Source organism: Marinobacter sp. SS5-14b (genome assembly GCF_030541005.1).
GTDB lineage: Bacteria > Pseudomonadota > Gammaproteobacteria > Pseudomonadales > Oleiphilaceae > Marinobacter.
Genome location: NZ_JASSVM010000006.1, coordinates 17,801 through 37,053, shown reverse-complemented (window position 1 = coordinate 37,053; position 19,253 = coordinate 17,801). Strand labels below are relative to the sequence as shown.

At 57.4% G+C, this 19,253-nt stretch carries 12 protein-coding genes; 3 read left to right on the top strand and 9 right to left on the bottom strand.

What is annotated here, in order from left to right; translation table 11 throughout:
• Positions 1-14 precede the first annotated feature (14 nt).
• A complete protein-coding gene (cysK, locus tag QPL95_RS13765) occupies positions 15-986 on the top strand; it encodes a cysteine synthase A (RefSeq protein ID WP_303291564.1) in 972 nt (323 codons plus the stop codon).
• Between the two features lie 35 nt (positions 987-1,021).
• On the opposite strand, the gene QPL95_RS13760 is transcribed toward cysK, so the two are convergent.
• Together QPL95_RS13760 and QPL95_RS13755 are read right to left on the bottom strand one after the other, a co-directional pair.
• Positions 1,022-1,312, bottom strand: a complete 291-nt coding sequence (locus QPL95_RS13760; RefSeq protein WP_303291562.1) for a hypothetical protein — start codon at positions 1,310-1,312, stop codon at positions 1,022-1,024.
• Positions 1,309-2,220 carry a triacylglycerol lipase gene (locus QPL95_RS13755; protein WP_303291561.1) on the bottom strand — a complete coding sequence of 304 codons (912 nt, stop codon included), beginning with the start codon at positions 2,218-2,220 and terminating at the stop codon, positions 1,309-1,311. The genes QPL95_RS13760 and QPL95_RS13755 overlap by 4 nt, the downstream gene beginning before the upstream one ends.
• Positions 2,221-2,448: 228 nt before the next feature.
• On the opposite strand from QPL95_RS13755, the gene QPL95_RS13750 reads away from it, so the two are divergent.
• Positions 2,449-3,048, top strand: coding sequence for an ATP-dependent zinc protease (locus QPL95_RS13750; protein WP_303291560.1), 600 nt, complete (start codon positions 2,449-2,451; stop codon positions 3,046-3,048).
• Between the two features lie 29 nt (positions 3,049-3,077).
• Here the strand turns inward: QPL95_RS13750 and QPL95_RS13745 are convergent, their stop codons facing one another.
• Together QPL95_RS13745 and QPL95_RS13740 are read right to left on the bottom strand one after the other, a co-directional pair.
• Positions 3,078-3,515, bottom strand: a complete 438-nt coding sequence (locus QPL95_RS13745; RefSeq protein WP_303291559.1) for a YtoQ family protein — start codon at positions 3,513-3,515, stop codon at positions 3,078-3,080.
• A gap of 113 nt (positions 3,516-3,628) precedes the next feature.
• A complete protein-coding gene (locus QPL95_RS13740) occupies positions 3,629-4,948 on the bottom strand; it encodes a glycerophosphodiester phosphodiesterase family protein (RefSeq protein WP_303291558.1) in 1,320 nt (439 codons plus the stop codon).
• A 200-nt stretch (positions 4,949-5,148) separates the two neighbouring features.
• On the opposite strand from QPL95_RS13740, the gene QPL95_RS13735 reads away from it, so the two are divergent.
• Positions 5,149-6,558 carry an SPFH domain-containing protein gene (locus tag QPL95_RS13735; protein WP_303291557.1) on the top strand — a complete coding sequence of 470 codons (1,410 nt, stop codon included), beginning with the start codon at positions 5,149-5,151 and terminating at the stop codon, positions 6,556-6,558.
• A gap of 55 nt (positions 6,559-6,613) precedes the next feature.
• Here the strand turns inward: QPL95_RS13735 and QPL95_RS13730 are convergent, their stop codons facing one another.
• The 5 genes from QPL95_RS13730 to QPL95_RS13710 form a co-directional block, all read right to left on the bottom strand.
• The gene (locus tag QPL95_RS13730; protein WP_303291556.1) at positions 6,614-8,305 is read right to left on the bottom strand and encodes an Hsp70 family protein; all 1,692 of its coding nucleotides are present in this window, start codon (positions 8,303-8,305) and stop codon (positions 6,614-6,616) included.
• 17 nt (positions 8,306-8,322) lie between these two features.
• Positions 8,323-11,076, bottom strand: a complete 2,754-nt coding sequence (locus tag QPL95_RS13725) for a hypothetical protein (protein ID WP_303291555.1) — start codon at positions 11,074-11,076, stop codon at positions 8,323-8,325.
• On the bottom strand, positions 11,073-11,789 hold the full coding sequence (locus QPL95_RS13720; protein ID WP_303291554.1) for a DUF1266 domain-containing protein: 717 nt from the start codon (positions 11,787-11,789) through the stop codon (positions 11,073-11,075). The genes QPL95_RS13725 and QPL95_RS13720 overlap by 4 nt, the downstream gene beginning before the upstream one ends.
• 95 nt (positions 11,790-11,884) lie before the next feature.
• The gene (locus QPL95_RS13715) at positions 11,885-17,134 is read right to left on the bottom strand and encodes a DNA repair ATPase (protein WP_303291553.1); all 5,250 of its coding nucleotides are present in this window, start codon (positions 17,132-17,134) and stop codon (positions 11,885-11,887) included.
• A gap of 83 nt (positions 17,135-17,217) precedes the next feature.
• Complete coding sequence (locus tag QPL95_RS13710; RefSeq protein WP_303291552.1) at positions 17,218-19,221, bottom strand: flotillin family protein; 2,004 nt, start codon at positions 19,219-19,221, stop codon at positions 17,218-17,220.
• Positions 19,222-19,253 lie beyond the last annotated feature (32 nt).

Sequence of the window (19,253 nt, the reverse complement as noted above, 5' to 3'; positions counted from 1 at the left end):
GACAAGGAGCACACATGGCACGTATTTTCGAAGATAATTCACTGTCGATTGGCAACACCCCTCTGGTGAAGCTCAACCGCGTCAACGACGGCGCCACCATCTGGGCAAAAATTGAAGGCCGTAACCCGGCGTATTCGGTTAAGTGCCGCATTGGCGCTGCAATGATCTGGGATGCTGAAAAGCGAGGCCTGCTCAAACCTGGCATGACCATTGTTGAACCGACCAGCGGCAACACCGGCATTGCTCTGGCCTTTGTCGCCGCCGCCCGGGGCTACAAACTGGTGCTGACCATGCCGGCGTCCATGAGCCTGGAGCGACGCAAGGTATTGAAAGCTCTTGGCGCCGACCTGGTGCTGACGGAGCCCGCCAAGGGCATGCCCGGCGCCATAGCCAAAGCCGAGGAACTGGTCGCTGCCGACCCGGACAACCACTTTCTGCCCCAGCAGTTCGAGAACCCAGCCAACCCCCGGATTCACGAAGACACCACCGGGCCGGAAATCTGGAACGACACCGACGGCGAAGTGGACATCTTTGTCGCTGGCGTTGGCACCGGCGGCACCCTGACCGGGGTTTCCCGCTACCTCAAGCAGACCAGAGGCAAGGCCATCACCACGGTCGCCGTGGAGCCAACCGATTCTCCGATCATTACCCAGATACGCAGCGGTCAGGACCCGAAACCGGCACCCCATAAAATACAGGGTATTGGTGCAGGTTTTATTCCGGGCAATCTGGATATGGACCTGGTGGATCAGGTGGAGCTCGTGTCGAACGAGGACGCCATGGCCATGGCGCACCGTCTGATGCAGGAAGAGGGCATTCTGTGCGGCATTTCCTGTGGTGCTGCGGTCGCTGCCGCCGTTCGGGTAGGCCAGCAGCCGGAGCACAAAGGCAAGAACATTGTGGTTATTCTGCCGGATTCTGCCGAGCGCTACCTGTCCTCTGCTCTGTTTGCCGATACCTTCAGTGAGCAGGAAAACGTGCAGTAATAAAGCAAAAAGCGCAGCCCGAGCAGACTGCGCTTTTAGTTTACCGGGGCGGTGGCAACCCGGGACCTCAAACTACCCGCCAAATCAGCGACCGCGCGCCCTGCCAACGACACACTGGTATAACTCACGTGTGAAACGCTGTGGTGACAGGCCCGGACAAGGCGGCTGCCTGACCGGGTGACGGGAATGGTTTCCAGCACCCGGAAGCTCTCATCAGCAATCGACAGATGTACGCGTTTCAGTTTCACCGCGCCATGCTGAAGGCCATGACCCAACAGGTCCGCTACGCCCAGCCACCAATGCATATGATTATCCGGCCCTTTCATACCAGCCACTCCTGCAGTTGCCCGCACACCATGGGGTGGTGTGCCAGTCGAATATGGTCAACACCCGGGAAATTGGCGATACCGCTCAGTTCCCAGCCTTCCCGGCGTGCACCTCGGGCACTGGACTCATGCACCAGTGCATCCCCGAACATAACATTAACCCTGTGGTTCTCCGTTTTGGCCAACAAGCCACTGATCACATAATGCCGGGCTTCCGGGATCAGCGGCTGCTCAACCGTCCCCGGCTCAAATACGTCGCCCCGTGAAAGATTCTGGATACCCTCGCTGCGCAAATCGATCACCTCGCCCACCACCTTGAGATAATCCCGGGGCACCTTGTTCAAGGTTTCAGCCACCTTGTGGGCGCCGATGGCCAGCCAGGAGCCATCATGGGGAGAACCGATATACACACACTCCAGCTGTTTGCTCACCCAACTGTGCGCCTGCACCGAACCGAAGTGGCAGGCGCTGCGGATCATCAGCCCACCCATGCTGTGACCCAACAGAATGATGCGCTCTACTGGTACCGGCCAACGAGCCACCAGCTGTTCCAGAAGACTGGCCAGATCCTGACCGTTACGATAGATAGGTCGACCCGAATTGAAGCGCAGTTTCAGTGCCGTCGTGTCGCCCAGCGCTCCCGCCAACCGGGTTCCGTAATGCTCGCCGGCCTGGCCGGGAAAATCCCAGACCGACTCCAGCTCCATCAACCCGTGGATGGAGACGCAGAGCGTACCACCGGGCGCATCCAGTTTCGGATTCCGGACATCCAGCCGCTTGCCGTCAACAAACAGCGTCATCGGAACGGCGAGCCCATTGCCGCGGTTTTCCAGCCAATCGCCCAGAAAGCCACTGGCAATGGCCGATATGTGTTGCTGTATTTTCCCAGCCGACAAAGCAAGCACCATTGAGAATCTCCTCGTTATCCTTTCAGTGTACTCTCTTCCCGGGCTTCCGATATGGCCAGTTTTTAGCCAGAATGTGGCGACAGGGCGAATAGTCGTTGGCTGACCGCCCTCCGGCATCAACTATTGTTAACCCAACGGCAACGACGTTATCGGGCCGATTCTGATAGCTTTGGCAAACGTATCACTCACCCGAAAACACACTCACATTGCAGATTCAGGATTACTTAGATGCGCTCTGTTGTTTTGACCGCCGCCCTGACCACCCTGGTTTTGACCTCCACCACTCTTTCAGCCGAGGAGCCCAGCGCATCTGCGCGTGAGCCAGAGGTGTTGGGCTTTGTCGAATGGGTGGTGATGGAAAGCACAGAAGTGCGGCTGAAAGCCAGGCTGGATACCGGTGCGAAAACCTCTTCATTGCACGCAGTGAACGTGGAGCCGTTCGAGAAAAATAACGAGGACTGGGTGCGTTTTCAGCTACCCCTGGGCGACCATGAAGATCAGCCCAGTGAAGGCGAGCTGGCCCACGAAGACGTCATTCTGGAATTCGAACGCCCGGTGCATCGCACGGTGCTGATCAAACGCAAAGGTGCGCCTTCGCAACGGCGTTACGTGGTGAACATGGAGTTCTGCATATCCGGCAACCTGCACGAAACCCAGTTTTCGCTGGCCGACAGGGGCAACTTCTCCTACCCGGTTTTGCTGGGCCGCCGATTCATGCGGGACGACAACATTCTGACTGATTCCGCCCGCAGCTTTATTGCTGAAAAAGAATGCAAATTCAGCACCCTGGAGGAACTGGCACAAAGCCCCAAGGCGCTGTTACCCTGACCCTTCCGGGTTCTTTGTCCCCGACGCGTTTACGCGGTCACATACTTCAGCAGTTCAACCACCTGCTCCGGCGTTTGTGCCCAGGCCATAGCCGCAGCATCCACTTCTTTCAGTGGGTGCACAATGTCGTCATCGTGCAGGGTGATGTAGGGCGTGCCCATGGCAGCGCAGTAACCCGCATCGAAGGCCGCGTTCCACTGCTTGTACTTGTCTCCGAAACGAATGACCGCCAGATCACACTGCTCGAGCAGCGTCTTGGTGCGGATGGCATTCACCTTCGAGGACTGATGATCACGCCAGAAGCTGCTTTCCGGCTTGCCCAGAAAATCCCCGGCGGCATCGCTGGACTCGTGGTCGGTATTCGCCGAGGTAAACTCAACGGGCAGGCCAGCCGCTTCGGCGCCGGCGGCAATCTGTTCGCGCCAGTCTGTATGGATTTCACCGGATAAATAAACAGTCCAGATCATGGTGGGCTCCTGTGGGACTCATTAAAAGTTAAGGTGGAGATCATACGCCAAAGAACGCTCAGGTTCACGGCAGGTCAGCGCGCCTCGCATGCACTGACCTACCGTAGCTCAGCTTACCGACCGCTGTTCCGGTTCATGCAGTTTGCGTAGTAGGTTGTGGTGGCCGGCCAATCGGAGAAGATCCCGATGACACCTACCTCACGGGCCAACACATCAATAACGTTGAACACATCACCGTCGTTATTGATGGCGTCTGTGACGGTCTGATAATACCAACCGCCGCCGGAAGCCAATGGACCGCTCCGTTCAACCGTCCAGGCAATCATATCGAGGCCAGCCGTGCGGGCATTCTCCGCATACTCGGAAGGTACGATGTCACCGTGGCCATCCAGTGTCAGCATTTTCCAGATCGCCGGCGCCAGGATATTCACACCGCGGGCTTTCAGGTTTTCCATGAATGCCAGGGATGAGGTGTCTGGCGTAATCGGTTCCTGATCCAGGAACACCGCCTGCTTGCCGAAGCGGGGCGTTTCATTCACCCAGTAAAGTACATCGTCCAGATTGAAGGATTGAGGCCAGACATCTCTCGGATGCACACCCGCATCGATGTAGTCCTGAATCATCTGGCGGGCGTAATCCTGCTGGCTGTAATCACCCTCGAACGGCATCTCCACCACCGGGAATTTCAGCTCCGGTGTGAACTTGACACCCAAAGACTTGAGCAGATCAATACTTTCTCGATGGCTGAGCAGCGTGCCCCGGGCCGTATAGAGGTCCGTCCGCCAGTCCGCTGTACCGCCAACGTATTCCTCCGGCGTGGTGGCCTTCGGGTTGTAGGCGTCCATCTTGCCCTTCAGAGTTTTGAATTCCGCCAGCGTGATATCACTGGTACGGCATTCCGCCTGAGCGGGTGTGCCTGAGGCCGGATCTGCAGGGACAAAGGGCTGGGTGCACTTGGCATTCAGTTCCGGAATGGTGACGATGTTGGTGGTGGTGTGCAGATCGTTCTGGGCATGGCGGCAAACCAGTTCCCGGTCCTTGGTGAAGGCGACGTCGCACTCGACAATACCCGCACCCATTTTGGCCGCAGCAATGTAGGATTCCCGCGTGTGCTCCGGGAACTGGAGCGGCGCGCCTCGGTGGCCGATGGAGAAGTCCGAGGGTTTAAACGGACGGGCACTGCAGGACTGAAGCCGCTCTTTCAACGGGCCCTCGTCCATGTCCTCTACCAGCCAGAACGGGCGCGGCCCAAGCTGCACCGATTCCTGACCCTTGAACTTCCCGTGGTGGTGCTTACCCCAATCCGATGAATCCTGCCACTTGGCAAGGCCGGGCGGCACCCAGTTGCGGGCGTCGTGTTGCTGCGGCCCCGCGTGGGCGGTCGTCATCAGCAGCGAGCACAATGCCATGCCCGCCAGTATGCGTAACTTCATAACCAGCTCCTTGTTAAATGAATGATACTGCTGAGCCAGTGTTCACAAACAGGGTTACCGATGCGTGAAGCTTTTTTGACCAGCGCTGATGATTTTCAGGAGTTGCAGACATGTCTCACACCACCAATCTGAACCGTCCTACACATTATTGCTGCAGTTAGGGTAACTTCAGCCGCCCCAAAAAACTTCAGGAGTGTTGAATGGAATCCCAGGCCCCCTCAAGGACGGACACGTTGCTGAACTCGCTACTGGCCAACCTGAAAAAATACATTATGGCCATCGCCAGCATAGCGCTCGTCGTATTTCTCGCCATGTCGTCGTTCTTTACGACCCAGTTGGGCTACACCTATGTCGTTCAAGATACGTTGTTCGGCAGCATCCGCGTGTTTAGCGAACCCGGCGTGCACTTCAAGATGCCGATGTTCTCAAACGTTTACACCTACAATCAGGCAATGACGCTGAGCTTTGGCAACCAGGAAAGCGGTGAAAAAATTCAATCTTCGCGCCAGCTGACTGAAGTTGAAGTTCAGTTCGCAGATACCTACACCGCCCGCATCCCTGCAACCTTCCGTTTCCGACTGTCCGCCGATCCCGAAAAAATCATCGCCATGCACCGGGAATTTCGCAGTTATGACAACCTGATCGACTCTCTGCTGATCAAAAACGCCAAGAACGTTACCGTAGTTACGGCAACCCAATATACCGGTGAGGAATTCTTTCAGGGCGGCCTGAACAAGTTCAAAGTGCAGCTCGAAGACCAGTTGCAAAACGGCCTGTACGAAACCGAAAGGCGGCAAGTGGAAGTGGAGCAAACCGACCTCGCGGCAGTCTCTTCCACCAACGACGACGGCGACCGGCTTGAGCGAAAAGTTCAGCTGGTGTGGAAAAACATCATCCTTCAGGACAGTGCCGGACAGGCCAAACGCATTGCCAACCCACTGGACTCCTATGGCATCCAGGTTCGCCAGGTCACCATCGGCCGACCACTTCCGGAAAAGCGCCTGGACGAACTTCTGATCAAGAAGAAAGACCTGGTCGCGAAGCGCATTACGGCCATCCAGGCGCAGGAAACCGCCCGGGCCGAGGCCAAGACTGCACAGCTGGAAAAGGAGATAGAAAAAGCACGGGCTATTCAGGATGCCCAGCGCACCAAAGAGCTGGCGATCATTTCGAAACAGAAAGAAGTGGAAATGGAGCGCCAGCAGGCTCAGCTGGAAACCGTGCGGAAAGAGAAAGAAAAAGCCGTGGCGGTGCTGGAAAAACAGAAGCAGCTCGAAATTTCGGTAGCCGAGCGTGACATACAGAAGGCCAATGCAGAAGCCGCCACTTACGCCGCCAAAGCCATCCGGGAACAGGGCTTGGCAGAAGCCGAAGTAGCCAAGGCTCACCTGCTCGCAAAACAGGCCGCACGGGACATCTACATGGCTGAAATCCAGCGGGATATTGCCCAGGTTATGTACCCGGCACTGAAGGACGTGACCATCGACATGCCCGACTACTACGTAGGTGGTGAGGCTGGTGGCAGCCCGGTAAGCAGCCTTGAGGTTTTCACCAGCCTGGGAGCGATGGAGCAACTGCGTAGAGCAGGGAACCCGGCTGCAGCCCAGTAACCCTTACCCTGGCACTTATCAATAACCGGCACCTCAAGCGGTGTCGGTTATTCTTTCAACTGAACTGGATCGACTCCGCAAGCTCGCTTTCAAGCCGTTCCCGAACACGCCGGATTTCAGCACCGTCCTGACGGGAAAGCACCGCATCGAACTGGTTCAGCCAGTGCATGACTGCCTCACGTTCCTGACCCAGAGTCTGGGCATAAGCACTTTCCAGCCTGGCCCGCAGCGTACGGTTGGGCATCTCGTCCCGCGGATGAATTTTCACGGCGCTCAGCCGCTCTCGCGAGGCCTGCTTTTGGCTTTCGGTCAGCCCATTCGGACTGCGATCAATCAGCCGCTCAATTTTCTCGCCGGTACTCTGCACGGTCACGTCCACTTCCAGCAGGCCATCCACGTTATAACTGAAACGCACAGCAATGCACTCTTCACCGGCCGGAGCCGGCGGAACAGGCACCGTAATGTCACCAATAAAAACGTTGTCCCGTACCCTCGGGCGTTCGCCCTGGAAGACCAGCACATTCACCGATGTCTGATCGTCTCTTGTCGTGGAATAGTATTGCTCGCGGGACGCCGGTATCGTCGTATTTCGCTCGATGATCGGTGACATCAAACCGCTCATGCGCTCACCGTTGACTTCACTGGAGATGGCTATGCCCAAGGTGTATGGGCACACATCCGTCATGATGATTTCCTGAACGGCCTCATCCCGAAGGCGGCAAGCAGCCTGAACCGCCGCGCCCTGGGCCACAACGGTGTCCGGGTCCAGGTGACGCAAGGGCATTTTTCCAAACAGCTGGCTCACCAGTTGCTGCGCCTCCCACAGGCGCGTGCTGCCACCGACCATAACTACGTTATCCAGCGCGCGTGGGTTTATTTTCGAATCCCTCAAGGCACGTTCAACCGGTTGCCTCAGCCGGTCGAGCAAAGGCTGCCATGTCCGGGCAATGGCCTCAGGCATGGACCATTCAAACTCCTTGTCCTGCCAGGTCCAGCAAAGCTTGCCGCGCTGATGGACAGGCCCACATTTCAGTTGCTCCGCTTTTGCGAGCAAAAGCGCTCTGGAGGCAGGATCAATATCACTTTCTTTCAGGCCCCAGTGCTCGAGGCATTCATTTGCAATCGCCTTGGTAAAGTCTTCGCCCCCCAGAAAGTTATCGCCCGCAGAAGAGCGCACTTCGATAACCGGACCCACGTACTCCAGCAGAGTGACATCAAAGGTTCCGCCACCGAGGTCAAACACCAGGGACAACCGGTCTGAGTTCTCATGCAGACCATAAGCCAGCGCTGCGGCGGTCGGTTCGTTGATCAACCTGACGGCGTTCAAACCAGCCAATTCCGCCGCAAAGGCCGTATGCTTGCGTTGTTCATCGTTGAAATAGGCGGGGACGGAGATCACCACATCGTTTATTTCCTGGCCCAGAAAGCTCTCTGCATCCTGTTTCAGGCTTGCCAAAACAAACGACGATAACTCCGTCGGTGTGTAACTGTGACCATCACCCAGTTCGAACCGGTGCTCCGATCCCATGAAGCGCTTGAAAGCGACGGCTGTGCGCTGCGGGTGTGTCACACGTCGTGCTGCGGCTGCCGCTCCAATGAGCAGCGAACCGTCTTCATCAAGGCTGACTGCAGAAGGGGTCATTAGCTGGCCAAGGCTGTTTGGAATCAGCTTTGACTTACCATCCTGCCAAACCGCTATCAGGCTATTCGTGGTACCAAGATCGATACCTATGGCAAGTGATTTCATTGCACTGTCCTTATGCTTTACGGTTTCCGACCGGCTTCGCCGTAGCCCGACATGGCCGACAACAAGCCATTGGCTTCGTCCGCCTGTTCGGAACGGCCGTGAACCGAGGGTTTGAACATCAATACAGTGGCTATCACCAGGCCGATGACCGGCATGGCGATGCTCACAACTGTGGCTAAAACCATCCTTACCTTACCCAGACCGGCATCTCTCATCCGGCGCACAAGACTGCTCAACACCGCTGCCGTCATGACCACAACAAAGAGTAAAAACACAGCGAATGGCGGCGTGGCCGGATAGTACAGCCAGGCCAAAGCCGCGGCAAAGTAGCAAAGCATATGCAGAGCAAAACCGCGCCGGCTCAGAAGACCACCAAACCAGAATGGATACAGGGTAGTGTCTTTGGGTGGTTTAGCTTGCTCACGCGTATCAGTGAGCCGCTTTCGTAGACTGCCCAGAATCAGTCCGCACAGCAGCCTGCCGGCGATCTCCTGATGCTCACTGTCCCCGGCATAGGTCTCATACACCCGTCGAACCAGGTCTTGTGAAGGCTGCTCATGGGGTTGGTGCCGATTCAGGACTGCCAGTATGTCGACCGCCCCTTCAACATAATCCGGGAATCCATCGCCCCAGTGATTGACCTTGATACGGTCACCCGGTGCCATGGAGATGGCCTCGGCAAACCTGACACCGGCTGGTATTTTGAGACGTTGTAATGCGGGTGCCTTTCGCGCTGCCAGCCGGTCATTGAAGGTTTCCCCGAGATCCCGGTCAACGATAAGGAGCGCGTAAAACAACATGTTATCGACGAAGCTGGTCTGACACGCACCCAACACCGCAGCCAGAACCGGCACCCAGCTGGCATCAGGAAACAGCTCTCTTTCAAACCCATTCTGCAGAAGGATGCTACTCATCCGGGGGGAGCACAGCAGCCGTGCGAACGTGGGGCTAAAACCGGAGCAATCCATAAGATTCACGTTGGCCCGGCAGAACTCTTTAACGTCCTCGATACCCTTCGAGCCATCGCTCAGGCCTAACAGCAGGCCTGACAAGCGCCGGAACAGTGTGTTCTCCTGCTGATGAGAAACACGCTCCAGCAGATCCCTCCAGGGAGCCTCCCAAAGGCAGCCCGGATGACAATCCAGGAGAAATCCAAAACGGATACAGTCGCTGATGTCATCATCGCTTAGCGGAAAATCAGCACAATCGACCCAATGCTCTCCTGCAAGGTTCAGGCGCAGCTCCGCCCACTCAACAGCTGTCCTTGGTATCAAGGTCTGGTTCGCGCTATCCACGTCCATGCCTGCAGCATCGGCAAGCCTCTGCAGGGCCTCGATGGACATGTCTGGCTGGCGACTGATTGCACTCAACAAGGTAGAACGTGATGCGGCGGGCAAGGTGCCTTTCTCCGCGGCTTCGATCAGCTCATCAAACTCGTAACTCAGGATCTTTTGACGAGAGCTGTGTGCTTCCACGAGGTCTAACGCAATCTGGAATGACACTTCAAAATTTGCCGGGCCACAATGCTGTTTGCAGCGGTGCGCGAACTCATTCTGCAAGAACGACGACGCGCCTTGTAATTGCCTCACCCATCCATAGAGTGACGCGAGCGCATCGCCATCGCCATCGCCATCGCCAATGGGAACCATGTCAGCAATGACGGCGGAAGCCGAAGGTAAAAGTCTGGCATCAATAAACCGCCGCACCTGCTTGCTCAAGGGGCTGTCGACACCGGCCAAGGCGTGCTTCGACATAACCAGGATCATACAATCCGCGGCATTCGGCATGTCCCGCAAATCCGGATTCAGCAATACCGTCCACAGAGGGACCCACTCCTGACCACAACGGCGATGCAGTTCAATCACAAAACTCTTTACCGCAGGAGCCGCATCTACCGAAATCATCGGCCGAATAGCGGTCATGGCGGCTGCATGATCCTGCCTGTGGAAATGCAGGTGTGCAAAAAGCCAGGCCGCGTCATCCGGCCGCTGGCTGGCAAGCGCCGGCAGTATCCGCTCAGCGCAGCTCAACCAGACATCAGGAACAGGTTTTTCTATCGCGACATGGCAACGCAGCACCAGTAACGCCAATTCCCGGCATGCCGGAATCACGGTGACCCCATGCTCGTTCAGCAACCGGTCGATCTCACGCAGATTGCCGCGCCCAAATGCCGATACCAAGGCAGAAAAATAACTCAGTGCAGCACTCTGGGCATGGGTCGGAAATGATGCGAGCGTGGACAGGTCGAATACATCCGCTGCATCCAGCCCGTCGAGAAACCCCTCAAGCTGGACAACCTGCTCCGACGAATACCGGAGCAACAGGCTTCGCCAATCCAGGCAATCCCTTAACCTGGCTAACACCTGATTTGGCAGCCAGCCGTTATCGAGAGCCCAGTTGAAGGTTGGCTGGGCCAGTAAATAACGGACCTGCAGTGAACAGCCCGTCAGCTCCTGGAGAATCGTTTCATACGATGCTTCCAGAAAGCGTTGTTCTGGATCATTCGTTATAGCGATCAGCTGATCCATCCATCGCTGCGCGTCGATCAGCTCTGGATCTTCAATCGTTGCCTGCGGCTCAACATCCCCATCCAAAAGATCGTTCTGCCGGGCACTTTCGAGAGCGAACTCATAGGCCTCCCGCAGTGCCCTGAAACCCTCCGGGTCTTCCTCCGGATGCACTCCGGGCAGGAGCGACAGGTAGGCCTTTCGGATCACCCGTTCATCCGCTGTCGGTGTCACCCCCAGAACGTCCCAACACGCCTCGTTCATAACCCCTCCTCACCGAGAGAGTCCGGACGTTCGATCTGGTCAAGATCCATTGCCCAGGGCAAATAAGTGGCCGGGTTTTCGGGATCGGTCAAAACGTCATTAAAAATGCGGCTCAACCAGGACGGGGCTTCATCGAACAAAAATGCCTTTAATTCATCCGGGGACTCGATTTCCAGTGCCATCCAGAGCATCCGACCACTGAAGTAACCGCACAGGTATTGATCCCAGGATCGATACCAGTAAAGCGCGCGATATCCCAGTTGCAGATGAAGATACTGGCATTCCTGCTCACTGATGTACCCGAGGTACAATCCGTTGCGCAGAAGATAGCTCATGCGCCCCAGATCCCAGGCACGAATGCCTCCAGTGCCTGTAAGCATGGCCGTTCTATCCAGAAAGAGATCCCGCAGGCGATTCAATTCAGGCATCTCTGCGCGGGCACTTTCCCGGTCGCTGGGCAAAACCTGATGCCAGGCCCAGTAGTTTGCCCCGATCGAAACCGCGTGGCCGCGGTCCGCCATACGCGAGACGGTCTCGAGCAGGCTTTCACGATCTTCAATACCCCAGGCGGAGCTGAGCATGTCGCCTTGTTCAGTGCCTGCATCTGCAGCCCAGAACGAAGGGACATCGTATCTAGCCCCCGCTTTGCGGTTCAGGGCGACCAGGGGGCCGCTCAACGCCAAAAGCCAAAGCTGTTGATCACCAGGTGGCATGTCTTTCATCCTTGAAGCTTTCATTCCTGCTCAGTTCCAGGTCAGACGTCAGATGTTCTCGACCAGCCTGCCTGTAAACCATCAAAACTTACCGACTACTGGGTCAGCAAGCGCTCCTGCAACTCCCGAATTACCCTCAGCACCCGACTCATCTCACTCTGGGTTTTCAAGTCCAGATCCAGCTTGCCATCCATGGTTTTCACCAGCGGCACGATGGACTCTTCAAAGATCCGCGCAAACGCCATCAACGCCTCGCCTACCTGTGGCGGGCTGTCGAGGTTCACGGTCACCGCGGGGTTTAACTGCACAGACTGCAGGCCTTCGGTCAGGCCGGTTTCCAGAGAGCGGGACAATTGCCCCAGGGCTTTATCGAGATCGGGCTCCGAATCTTTCCGGTTGGCCATGCCCGCGACCAGTTGCTGCCCCAACTGCTGCATCTGCTCGGCGATCACGCCAAGCTGACGTACCACTTTCACGCCGGTTTCTTCATCGCCCCCGGCCTGTTGACGCCGGCGATATTCTTCGCAGATCGCCTGCCAGCGGGCCGCTTCGGCTTCCGTCAGGGTGCCTCGCATCTGCTTGAGCTTGAGCAGGTTTTCTTCCGCACCCTGAGTCAGGAGTTGGGATTCGCCCTGGTAGTGGTCATCGATCAGGGCTTCCAGCTCTTTGTCACTCATTACCGGCGACAGTTTCTCCGCCAGCTTGTTCATGTTCCGGTAGCTGCCCTGCAGCTTGAAGGTGGGCTCGGTGCGGTAGGCTTCCGCCTGGGCGCTGGAGGCAATGTAAGCCTGGTTCACCCGCAACACGGTTTCCCGCACACGAATCATTTTCTTCAGCAGGGAAACGATTTCGTCCCGTTCGGCGGCGCTGTAATCGTGTTCAAAGTCCGAATCCGCCACAGCCTTGCCTTCGGCCAGGTCGGCAAACCGGTAGAAGTCGGCCATGCCACGGGTGGCCAGCGGTGCCAGCACCCGGTTGGCACTGAGACTGTTCTCGATGTAGGACAGCGCGAAGGCGTGCTCCATTCCAGACAGCACGTCACCCAGGTTGTAGATATCAGCCCGGTTAGCCAGCATGTCCGGTACTTTGAACACTTCACCACTCTCGGTGTAGGGGTTACCGGCCATCACCACGCAGAAACGTTTGCCGCGCATGTCGTAGGTGCTGGTGCGGCCACGCCACACGCCTTCAATGCGCCGGGTACCGTCGCAAAGAGAAATGAACTTCTGCAGGAACTCCGGATGAGTGTGCTGGATGTCATCCAGATACAGCATCACGTTGTTGCCCATTTCCAGTGCGAGGTTGAGCTTGATCAACTCCGCCTCAGCGGTGGAATGGGGCGCCTTCTCCGGATCCAGCGAGGTAACATCGTGGCCCAAGCTCGGGCAATTGATCTTCATGAAGATCAGGCCCAATCGGTTCGCGACGTATTCCATCAGCGTGGTCTTACCGTAGCCGGGCGGCGAGATCATCATCAGCAGGCCGGACTGGTCGGTGCGCCGGTCTTCGCCGGCGGTGCCCATCTGCTTGGCCAGGTTGTCGCCGATGATTGGCAGGTAGCTCTCGCTGATCAGCTTGTTGCGTACAAACGAGGACAGCGGCCGGGGCCGGAACTCCTCCAGGCGCAGCTGATCGCGCCACTTTTCCAGTACTTTGTGGCGAACCTCTTGCAACTGCTGCCAACCGGGAATGATTTCCTGTTGGTGATAGCGCAAGCGTTCATCAAATTCATCCAGCTGCAGGCTCAGGGTGCGCTCGTTGATGCAGGCATGCTGGCCCAGCAAGCCCTCCACCTGAAACGCCAACTCCACGCTGCGCACGCTGGTGGTGAGTGCCGAACCCACGTTGAGCACGGCGACCACTTCCGGCAGGTAATGCAGCAGATGCTGGTGATCGGTCTTGTTCATCCAGGCTTTCAGCCAATGACCCGTGATACTCCAGCGAGCAGCCGGCTGGTCGGCGACCACATCAAGGGCATTCTGATACTGGGCAAACTGGTTATCCCGCTTCAGGGCTTCAGTAAAGCCCTCGGCCAGTTCACCGGCGTAGCGGGTAATATCGAAAGCGTCCGCTTCTTCCGCCAGCTGCAGGACCAGGTACTCGGCAGCCGACTTCAGCATGGTTCGTTCTGCACTGCCCTTTTCCGTCAGCGTGAGGCCGTGGGTGTCAACAAACTCTGACAGCCTGGGGCCCAACTCCTGTTCCAGAGCGTCCAGCAGGTCGTTCGACTGCATCATGCGGCTCAGAATACCGGCGGACAGGCAGCGGGATCGCAACTGCTGCGCCAACACCTTTTGCTGACTCAGCTCTGCCCAGAACAGCATGGCGAGCGCCCGGGCCTTCGGGCTGAAGCGCAGTAACCCGGCATTCTGAATAGCGGGCCACAGAGTGCTGACAATCAGCGCGGCATCGTGGTCGTGAATACCCTTTTCATAGCCTTCACGGTAACGGGGGGAGGCAAAGGTACGAATATAGCCGGTCAGCTCGTCGGTATCGGCGACGTTCACCGGCAGATCAGGCGTCTTCCGGAATTCTTCAATCACCAGCGCAGCCAGGTACTCAGCGCGGTATACCTTGTCGGATTCCGACGGCTGACTCATGTTCCAGTATCCGCGCAGGCGATCCAGTTCCGGTTCGTCCAAACGTTCGTAATACTGGGTGCCGGTCAGGTGCAACAGTACGTGGTCGTCTCGCGGAATGAGGGTGAGGTCCAGCTCCTGCTGGTTCACACTGAATTTGTGCTTGCCAAGGCGGATCACTGCGCCGCCGTCTTCGAAGATGTCGGCTTTGTCTCGCACCGTGCGCAGCGCCGTATCCTGGGCGGCCTTCAACTGGCCAAGGCAATCATCCGCCTCCATGGCTGCGCCCAGTTCGCGAAGCTCCCCGGCCATACTGCGCAAGCGCGCCACCATGGCATCCGAGGCGAAGAACGCGTGCAGCTCTTCCGGGCTGGTAAAGCGCTCGGTGCGGCGGTTCACGTTTTTCAGGATGCGCGCCGCGGCGTCCGTCAGGGTGGTCACGCGGCGTTGCTGCTGGTCCTGAAGCTGCTGGCGCCGGGCCTCGATACTCTCGTGGGCATTTTCCCGTTGTTCCAGTACCGCTGCCAGAAACTCATCGTACTCGCCAAACTGGCTTTCCAGTTCCTGCAACTGATCGAGCATGCGGGTCATCAGGCCATCGCATTCCCGCACATCCGAAAGCGCACTGACGCCGTTGGCCAGGCTCTGCTCGAACAGCCGGATGCGCGCAGCAAACTGGGCACGGGCTTCGGCACTGCCCTGCTCTTTCAGGCGAATTTCAGCTTCCGAGCGCTGCTGATTGATGGTGGCGTAGATACCGGAAATGTTATCGGTAATCGCAGTTTCCAACGCCGCATCATCGCCGGCCATGGAGGCCAGCATGCCTTGAATCATGTCCAGGCCCGTGGTCAGTTCCCGGTAGCGTTCAACGATCTTTTTCAGAGCGTCACGGCTCTCGGCTTCTGCCAGGCTGGCCTGCAGTTCGGTAAGCGTCTTGCGATAACCTTCCAGGGCTTCCGGCGTCGCCAGAAAGCGGAAGGTGCGTTCTGTCAGGCGCTCTTCGGCTTCTGCCAGCTCCTGCTCAAGGGTATCTATGCGGGCTTTGTCGGCGTAACGGCGGTCATTGAGGGTACGAACCCGACCCCGATGTTCCCGAAGCCGGGCCAGAAAGCCTACGAACTGATCCGGTGCTTTCCAGCTGTCCGGCTTCAGATCCCGCATCAGGGTACTCTGGGCTTCCGCCACTTCGCTGACGGCGTTTTCCGTCTGGGCACGAATGCTCTGAACTTTTTCGTACTCATCCAGCACCAGTTCGGCGGTGCTGCGAATGGTGCTCAGCTGCTGGTGAAGCCCGGCAAACAGGGCTTCTTCCTGCCGGCCCGTGAGCCAGAAAAACTGGTCGAGAACGCGGTCGACCGTTCGAATCAGGGCCGTGAAGTGACGTTCGCTGGCACTGGCAGATTCCACCAGGGTGATCACGGTGTTCAGTTCGGCAATGCCGCGTACCAGTTCCGGATTGCCGATGCGCGCCAGTTCGGAATCGTTAGCAACATTGGCCTGGGCATGAAAGCTCTCGGACGTGAACGGCGTCGCCCAAACCTGCAGAGGATGAACCAGTGTCGGCTCGTTGTCGGCGTTGAAAACCACCAGATGGCCATTCTCAAACAACGCAAAACCATGGCCGACAAGAGGCACATCTGCCTGCTTGCGAATCAGGTTGTAACGGAACAGGATCACCTGGCCGGTGAGCTGCTCGTAAAATACATACAGCACATCCTCACCATTGGGGGCGCGCAGCGAACGCTTGAGGCGGAAATCCCCTTCCGGAATCTGGAAGGTTTTCAGTTCGCCGGTGGTGAGGTAATAGCCGGAGGGGAAGATCAGGCCGTGATTGTCTGGTAACGACGCAACGGATCCTGCCATGGTATCGACCCGCTCAATTTTCCGCTGAGTGCGGTTGAACAGGTAGTAGCGCCACTGTTTTTCGTTGAAAGGCAGAATCCGAACCAGAAGAATCTCGCCCAGATCGGCGTAGTCGAAAGTGGCATCATCCAGAGACTGGGAATCGGAATCGACCGGGTCTGAATAGATGCCTTCGCCACTGGCGGTGTTATTCTCGACCTTGAAGGTGATGTCGCCCCGAAGGTTATCCACAAACAGGGTGTCGGCAATGTTCAGGTGTGGCGAACGCCCCTGCACCTGACTGTCGCGGCCAACGCTTTTCCAGGGAAAACTGAAGCGGTCCGGGAAGGTCAGATCCCGCTCGCCTCGGTTGTCGATATAACGGGCCACCTCGCCCGCCGGGGTCAGTTCCCAGCGGAATATTCGCAGGTCATCCAGCTTGTCGCCGATGCGGAACGCCATCAGCAACATACCGTTCAGGATCACCAGCTGCGACAGGGTGGCGGTGTTGTAGTACTGCTGCAGTTCCCGGAAATCGGTGGCAAACCGTTCGTCTTTGAGGAACGAACCTTCAATGGCCGCTTCCGTCATCTCAAAGCCACTGTCGCCATCGTTCAGGTGATACAGCCGGAACACATCCTCAAGCGCCAGGGTTTTGCGCAACCCCAGCTGCAGGTTAAAACCGAACAGCAGTTTATCGCCAAGGCGAACCACGTCCCGGGCAATGGCGTTATTCTCGGTTCTCACCCGCGCCCGCCCGAGCACATTCATGCCGGCGCTGCCAAAAATCTCTTCCCGCGCCTGGTTGAGCCCGGAAACCTGATCCCGCAGCTGCCCGCCCTGCTCTTTCAGGCGGCGCTGAATGGTTTCAAAAGCAGAACCTTCCTGAACAATGCTCTCAAGGCCGGTGCGATCCGTCGACATACCAAATCATCCTGAACTGAGGGAAATCTGAACGAAGATAGAGGCCACCAATGCCGGCTCAGGCGCTGGTGACCTCCAGAGTTTTAGGCAGTTTCAGAGGTGCGGTTTGGCTTTTCGCCAGCCACCCGCCCGGCGATGCCCGCCAGAGCTGCCTGCAGTGACGGAGACTTGTCCAGCACGCCCTGTACGCTCTTACCGTAGCCGATGCCCTGGGCAAACTTCTCGAAGATGCCACCGTCGCCGCCGATCATCTCGAACTTGGCGTCTTTCAGTGCCGCCGCCATCACGCGGCCATTTTCGAGCATGCCGGTCTTCTGGGCTTCGATCTGGGCCATCACTTCCTTCTCATGAACTTCCAGGTTCATGCGGAACTCTTCAAAGTGACGAGACTCTTCAGACATGTTGTCGTAAGCTTTGAGTTTCTCTACCAGGCCAGAAGCCTCGGCCTTGGCCATGGCTTCGCGGGCATCGGCCTTGGCGTGGCCCATACGCTGCTCGCCTTCGGCCTCTGCCAGCACCATCGCCTTGCGGGCGTCTGCTTTGGCCAGACCCAGTTTTTCTTCACCCATGGCTTCCGTTTCAAGGCGCTGTTCCAGAACCCGAACCTCGGCCATGCCGGCTTCTTCATCCGCCTTGGCGGTAGCCGATTTAACGTCGGCTCTTGCCAGGCCATCCGCCCGAATAGCGGTTGCCTGAGCTTCCTTGACCTGCGCCTCAGCCAGACCATCCGATGCCGCCATCGCCTGACGACCACGGGCCAGCTTCTCATCCGCAATGGATTTCTTCTCGGCCGCGTCGAGATCGGCCTGGGCTTTCACGCGTACCTGCTCAGCTTCAAACTTGGAGCGTTCGAACGCCGCTTCCGCAGCCTTCACGTCCATCAGCTTCAGTTCTTCAGCTTCTGCTTCCGCAGCCACCACTTTCTTGACCTTCAGGCGCTCGGCTTCAGAACGGTTGCGAACATCCTTGATGTTCTCTTCCTCTTCCGCCACGTTGCGCTCAACCGCAATGCGCTGGCTGGTGATGTCAGCAATTTCCTTACGCTCGCCTTCAAGCGCTTTTTCCATGCCTATGCGCTCGATTTCGACCGCACGTTCACGGTTGACGTCTTCCAGCTCACGAGCCTGACGGATGCGCACTTCCTCAATCTGCACCGCACGTTCGCGGGCCTTCATCGCCATTTCGATCTGGCGCTGCTTGTTTTCTTCGGCAATCGCCAGTTCTTCATCGGTCTTGATGCGGGCGGCTTCTGCGCGAGCACGCTCCTGCTCACGTACCTGTTCAGTCTCGGAGGTTTCGCGAGCCTGCAGGGTTTCAATCTCGCGCCGCTGACGGGCTTCTGCATCGGCCTGGCTGCGTTCCAGCTCCAGCGACGCTTCGCGGGCGGAAACGTTCTTGCGCTGAATCTCCAGCTCCTGGTCGCGCTCCAGACGGTTGGTTTCCACGTTGTGCATCGCGGTGATTTCGGTAATCCGCTTGATGCCTTCGGAGTCCAGGATGTTGTTGGGATCCAGAGACGTTTTCGGCGTCTGCTCCAGGTAATCGATGGCCACGTCTTCCAGCACGTAGCCGTTCAGATCCTCACCAATAGTCTCAATGATCGAATCGCGGAAGTGCTGGCGCTCTTCGAACAGCTGCATGAACTCCAGCTTCTTACCGACGGTCTTCAACGCTTCACTGAACTTGGCGTTGAATAATTCGTTCACCGCATCACGGTCAGACGCACGACCTACCCCAACCGACTTCGCCACCCGCAGAACGTCTTCCGCGGTTTCGTTAACCCGCAGATAGAAGGCAACGGTGATGTCGGCGCGCAGATTGTCTTTACAAATCAACCCTTCTTTGCCGGTGCGGTTCAGCTCCAGAGTAATGACCGAGATTTTCATGGTCTCGGAGCGATGCACAACCGGCAGCACCATGGCACCGGTAAAGTACACCTTCGGAGTAGGCGACAAGTCATTCACGATCAGTGCCTGGCCCTGGTCCACCTTGCGATAAAACGCCTTGAACAGGGTGAGCACGCCCAATATCAGCAAAACCAGAACACCGACCGTCATCAGTGCCGGCATGATCCACGATAAATCCATTTAGTCATTCTCCTGAGCTGGTTGAAAGGGAA

Bases quoted from the DNA above. Each gene is read 5' to 3' on its own strand.
- QPL95_RS13710 (WP_303291552.1), bottom strand. From the start codon at position 19,221: ATGGATTTATCGTGGATCATGCCGGCACTGATGACGGTCGGTGTTCTG.
- QPL95_RS13735 (WP_303291557.1), top strand. From the start codon at position 5,149: ATGGAATCCCAGGCCCCCTCAAGGACGGACACGTTGCTGAACTCGCTA.
- QPL95_RS13715 (WP_303291553.1), bottom strand. From the start codon at position 17,134: ATGTCGACGGATCGCACCGGCCTTGAGAGCATTGTTCAGGAAGGTTCT.
- cysK (WP_303291564.1), top strand. From the start codon at position 15: ATGGCACGTATTTTCGAAGATAATTCACTGTCGATTGGCAACACCCCT.
- QPL95_RS13740 (WP_303291558.1), bottom strand. From the start codon at position 4,948: ATGAAGTTACGCATACTGGCGGGCATGGCATTGTGCTCGCTGCTGATG.
- QPL95_RS13725 (WP_303291555.1), bottom strand. From the start codon at position 11,076: ATGAACGAGGCGTGTTGGGACGTTCTGGGGGTGACACCGACAGCGGAT.
- QPL95_RS13750 (WP_303291560.1), top strand. From the start codon at position 2,449: ATGCGCTCTGTTGTTTTGACCGCCGCCCTGACCACCCTGGTTTTGACC.
- QPL95_RS13755 (WP_303291561.1), bottom strand. From the start codon at position 2,220: ATGGTGCTTGCTTTGTCGGCTGGGAAAATACAGCAACACATATCGGCC.
- QPL95_RS13745 (WP_303291559.1), bottom strand. From the start codon at position 3,515: ATGATCTGGACTGTTTATTTATCCGGTGAAATCCATACAGACTGGCGC.
- QPL95_RS13730 (WP_303291556.1), bottom strand. From the start codon at position 8,305: ATGAAATCACTTGCCATAGGTATCGATCTTGGTACCACGAATAGCCTG.
- QPL95_RS13720 (WP_303291554.1), bottom strand. From the start codon at position 11,789: ATGCCACCTGGTGATCAACAGCTTTGGCTTTTGGCGTTGAGCGGCCCC.
- QPL95_RS13760 (WP_303291562.1), bottom strand. From the start codon at position 1,312: ATGAAAGGGCCGGATAATCATATGCATTGGTGGCTGGGCGTAGCGGAC.